Annotated in this window: 3 protein-coding genes and 1 tRNA gene; 2 read left to right on the top strand and 2 right to left on the bottom strand. The window is 38.9% G+C overall.

Features of this window, described 5'->3' with window-relative positions; genetic code table 11:
- Nucleotides 1–38: 38 nt before the first annotated feature.
- Together Q0037_RS01035 and Q0037_RS01030 are read right to left on the bottom strand one after the other, a co-directional pair.
- A tRNA-Ser gene (locus Q0037_RS01035) sits at nucleotides 39–123 on the bottom strand.
- A 491-nt stretch (nucleotides 124–614) separates the two neighbouring features.
- A complete protein-coding gene (locus Q0037_RS01030) occupies nucleotides 615–1,238 on the bottom strand; it encodes a response regulator transcription factor (RefSeq protein WP_297514067.1) in 624 nt (207 codons plus the stop codon).
- Between the two features lie 237 nt (nucleotides 1,239–1,475).
- Between Q0037_RS01030 and Q0037_RS01025 the strand changes: the two genes are divergently transcribed.
- Nucleotides 1,476–1,919 (top strand): hypothetical protein, encoded by a 444-nt coding sequence (locus tag Q0037_RS01025; protein WP_297514064.1) that lies wholly within the window; start codon nucleotides 1,476–1,478, stop codon nucleotides 1,917–1,919.
- A gap of 4 nt (nucleotides 1,920–1,923) precedes the next feature.
- A partial coding sequence (locus Q0037_RS01020) for a proprotein convertase P-domain-containing protein (RefSeq protein WP_297514061.1) occupies nucleotides 1,924–4,167 on the top strand: 2,244 nt, incomplete at its 3' end.

Genomic DNA, 4,167 nt, shown 5'->3' with positions numbered 1-4,167 from the left:
TTAAAAAACCCGAAACTAAAGTTTCGGGTTTTCTTTTGCGGAGAAAGAGGGATTCGAACCCCCGGACCTGTTACAGTCAACAGTTTTCAAGACTGCCGCAATCGACCACTCTGCCATTTCTCCAGTATATTCGCATCACTTCTGCAATGCGGTTGCAAATATATAAAGCTTTTTTGCTTTTACAAATACTTTTCATCGCAAATTCGAAAAGAATTTTGAATGAATGAGTAAAAAGCTCAAAATCAAAGCAAAAGAATAACCTGAGTGCATCTGCATTACTTTTTCTTGAATGGATCAAACGTTATACAGATGCAAATTTCCGTTGGCAGATGGATTAACCCAAACAATAGGATTTCTGCACTCTAAAACAGTAATCGAAAGAAAGAACGTGCCCTTCGGAAACATCAGGCTATATGGGATGAGAAAAATTGTATAAAATCCAGTAAATCTATCCAATCATAAATTCAAAACGCTGTAATATAGAAGATTAACTATGTTGAATAATTCAAACAAATAATTGTTTAAGCAAATATAAGAGTAAGTTTGGGGATAACCAAAGTAAAAAGCCCCAAAAACCAAAGTATTTTTCCTAAAAAAAAAAACAGGTATTTTTCCTATTGATATTTTTTAAAAACTGCAGCAAGATCTAAAATATTCATAACTCCAATTTTAGTAAATATTCGCTTTTTGTAAGTACTTATTGTTGTTGCTGCCAAATCCAATCGTTGGGTCATGGCCTGATTGGATAATCCTTGAATTAGAAGCTCAGCTACCTGAAGTTCACGGGATGACAACTTCAGTAAAGGATTAACTGAACGTCTTGGGAACTTTAACTTGCTATTCCCAATTTTCATTTTGGTTTCAAAATATTGCGATCCTTCGGTTAACAAATGTATTGTTTTGGCGAGATGCTCAATAGAATCCGTTTTTTCTAAAACCACTGATGCCCCCAATGCAAATAACTTTCGTTTAGTTTCTTCATCATAAATGGCAGAGAAAACAGCAATGTTTAAAGACTTTTTTAGACGAGATATTCGTTTAACAAGAGAATAATTAATCTTTTGTTTTACTAAAACATCAACAATAACCAAATCAAAAGTATGGTCTTTGAGGTGTTGTTCCATAACCAACTCATTAGTTGCAAAGTGAAGCTTACAACGGGATATGTCTTTAAACAAGCCTTCATAAGCATATTTCATTATTGGAACAGCATCATAAATTAAAATTGTTCTTTCCATAACGATACTGCGGTTGATTTCTAACCGATAAATTGAGAGTGCGTTGCAAGGTAAGCGATTTTTTTTTCTTACAAAAATTTAAACTAGCTAGATTTTTTTTCTATTGTCTACTTATTAAATATCTATTATTTATATATTTTTTATAGGTTTGTTTTATTAATAATTACAACTTATTAACAAAATTTTATTCTTTTTTTTAAGAACAATATATTTGAATTACGTATAAACTACTTACAAATGAAATTTAACCAAAGGAGAATCCAATCTGGCTTAAGTCTTGCCTTTTTTTTACTCATCTGGAATACAGATGGACTTGCACAGAATTGGTATTTAAATGATAATTCCACCGAGCAAGATATTTTTACTTTACAGTCAGGTACTTCTCATCATCATGGAAATTCACCAGACCAACCTTTAGACTCGTTGGCTGAAATTCTAAAGCGTTGTAAAGATGGAGACCGAATTTTTGTTGATACGGGTTCATATCCTGAATTTAATGCTACTGGGGAATTATTAATTTCACTCCCTAAGAATGTTGTTATCATTCATTTTTCAAAAAAAGAAATCTACTCAAAAAATCAATTTCCTCCAACTGTAAAAGCAACAGCTGAAGAATTTTATATTCTAAATGACCAACCTGTCAGTCGGGAAGTATACCTTCAAAACCTTCAAAAAAAGTAGTTTTATGAAAATAAGAATCCTTATTTTTAGTCTACTTTTTGGACTAAAAACTTTTGCACAACCAGCTAATGATACTTGCGCCACCGCAACATCCATTGTAGTAGGTAACGGAACCTGCAATTCCATCCTTTATGACAACACGGGCGCTACAACGATAGGAAACCCTCCTACACCATCCTGTTGGATACCCAATACGATGAGTAATACAGTTTGGTTTTCTTTTGTGGCCACTACCGCTGATATTGAACTGTCATCCAATTTTGGAGGAACTTTAGCGAACACACAAATCGCAGTGTACAGCGGAGCCTGTGGAAGTTTAACGCAAATTGCATGTCAAGAGGATGTGAACACAGCTGCGGGACTCTTTCATACCAACGTCATTTTACATGGACTTACCCCAGGAAGTACGTATTACATTGCTATAGATGGGAATGGAAATACTACGGGAACATTTGGAATTTGTGCACAAGAAGCGCAACCTTTGGGCCCTATTCTTCCCGTACAGGATTGCGCAACCTCGCAAACGCTCTGTAGTCTTGGGAATGTATCGGTACCTGATGGCCCGGGAGGTGTTGGAACTTCGGTAGAGTCACCCAGTTGTTTTGGTGCGCCAGGTGAGCGGTCCTCAAGTTGGTATACCTTTACTGCTGCTACAAATGGTGTATTAGCTTTTACCATAACTCCGAATGCTGCGGTTGACTATGATTTTGCTGTATATGACACCACAACCAGTTGTCCGGGCACTGAATTATCTTGTAATTGGAGTGGTGTTCTCGGTACTACTGGATTGGGCTGCACGGGTATTCAATGTAATCCAACCATCAATGTTGTGGCTGGAAATACCTATACCATACTTGTCGATCGATTTACAGCAAATACTTCTGCTGGGTTTACCCTCGATTTTGCGGGTACAACAGCTACGTTTGCTAGTCCTAATCCAAGTTTTACAGCAACAACAGCATGTGTAAGTAACCCAACGCAGTTTACGAATACGACTAATGGAAACTTTACCTACAGCTGGAACTTCGGAGATGGTAGTACGTCCACTGTAGAAAATCCAACACATACCTACAGTGCGGCTGGAACCTATCCGGTAACCTTATTATTAACTGCCGTTCCCGGTGGATGTCAAAATCAAATAACGCAAAATGTAACAGTAACCCCCTTACCAACCGTAGATGCTGGAGCGAATGCAACAATTTGTCCCGGCAATTGCATCACTTTGGCAGGTACTACCAATGCAATTGGAGGATCTTCAGCCCCTGTAACGTTTACAAATACTACTGCTATCGCGATTCCTGATAGTAATACCACTACTGGTGCAATCTCTACTATAGGCGTAAGTGGAATTAGTCCTGCCACAGTTACAGCAAGCAGTATAGTGTCGGTTTGTTTGAATATCACACATACATGGGACAGTGATTTGGATATATATCTACAAGCTCCCAATGGTACCCGTATTGAACTATCCACTGACAATGGTGGTATCGATGACAATTATACAAATACATGTTTTAGTATGAGTGCCACAACAGCAATTACGGCTGGGGCGGCTCCTTTCACTGGAAGTTTTATTCCCGAACAATCATTTAATTTATTCAATGGTAGTGCTATTAATGGAACCTGGCAATTGATTGTTCAAGATGATGCAGGAGGAGACTTGGGAACGCTTAATAATTGGAGCATTTCTTTTAATAATTTGCTACCAACATTTAGCTGGTCACCAACAACAGGGATGACAAATGCAAACACATTGAGTCCAACCGTATGTCCGACAACAACGACAACGTATACCTTAACTGCAAATAATGGAGTAACCTGTGTGGTTACAGATACAGTGACGATTTCTGTAAATAGTTCTACCACTCCGACTTTTAACGCAGTAGCACCTGTATGTTCTGGAACGACTTTAGTGGCTTTACCGACAACTTCAAACAACGGGATCACCGGAACGTGGGCACCCGCATTAAACAACACGGCTACGACGACCTATACCTTCACCCCCAATACGGGTCAGTGTGCCATCACCACGACCTTGACCATTACGGTGAATGCACAGGTGACGCCCACCTTTACTGCTGTAGCGCCCATCTGTTCGGGGGCAACTTTGACCGCACTTCCCACAACTTCAAACAACGGAATCAACGGTACTTGGTCACCCGCACTAAACAATACGGCCACCACCACCTATACCTACACCCCCAATACGGGTCAGTGTGCCATCAGCACGACCTTGACCATTACGGTG

The organism is Flavobacterium sp., from assembly GCF_027482425.1.
In the GTDB taxonomy this organism is placed as follows: domain Bacteria; phylum Bacteroidota; class Bacteroidia; order Flavobacteriales; family Flavobacteriaceae; genus Flavobacterium.
Note: the sequence above shows the minus strand (reverse complement) of the source record. Positions and strands in the feature narration are given on the sequence as shown.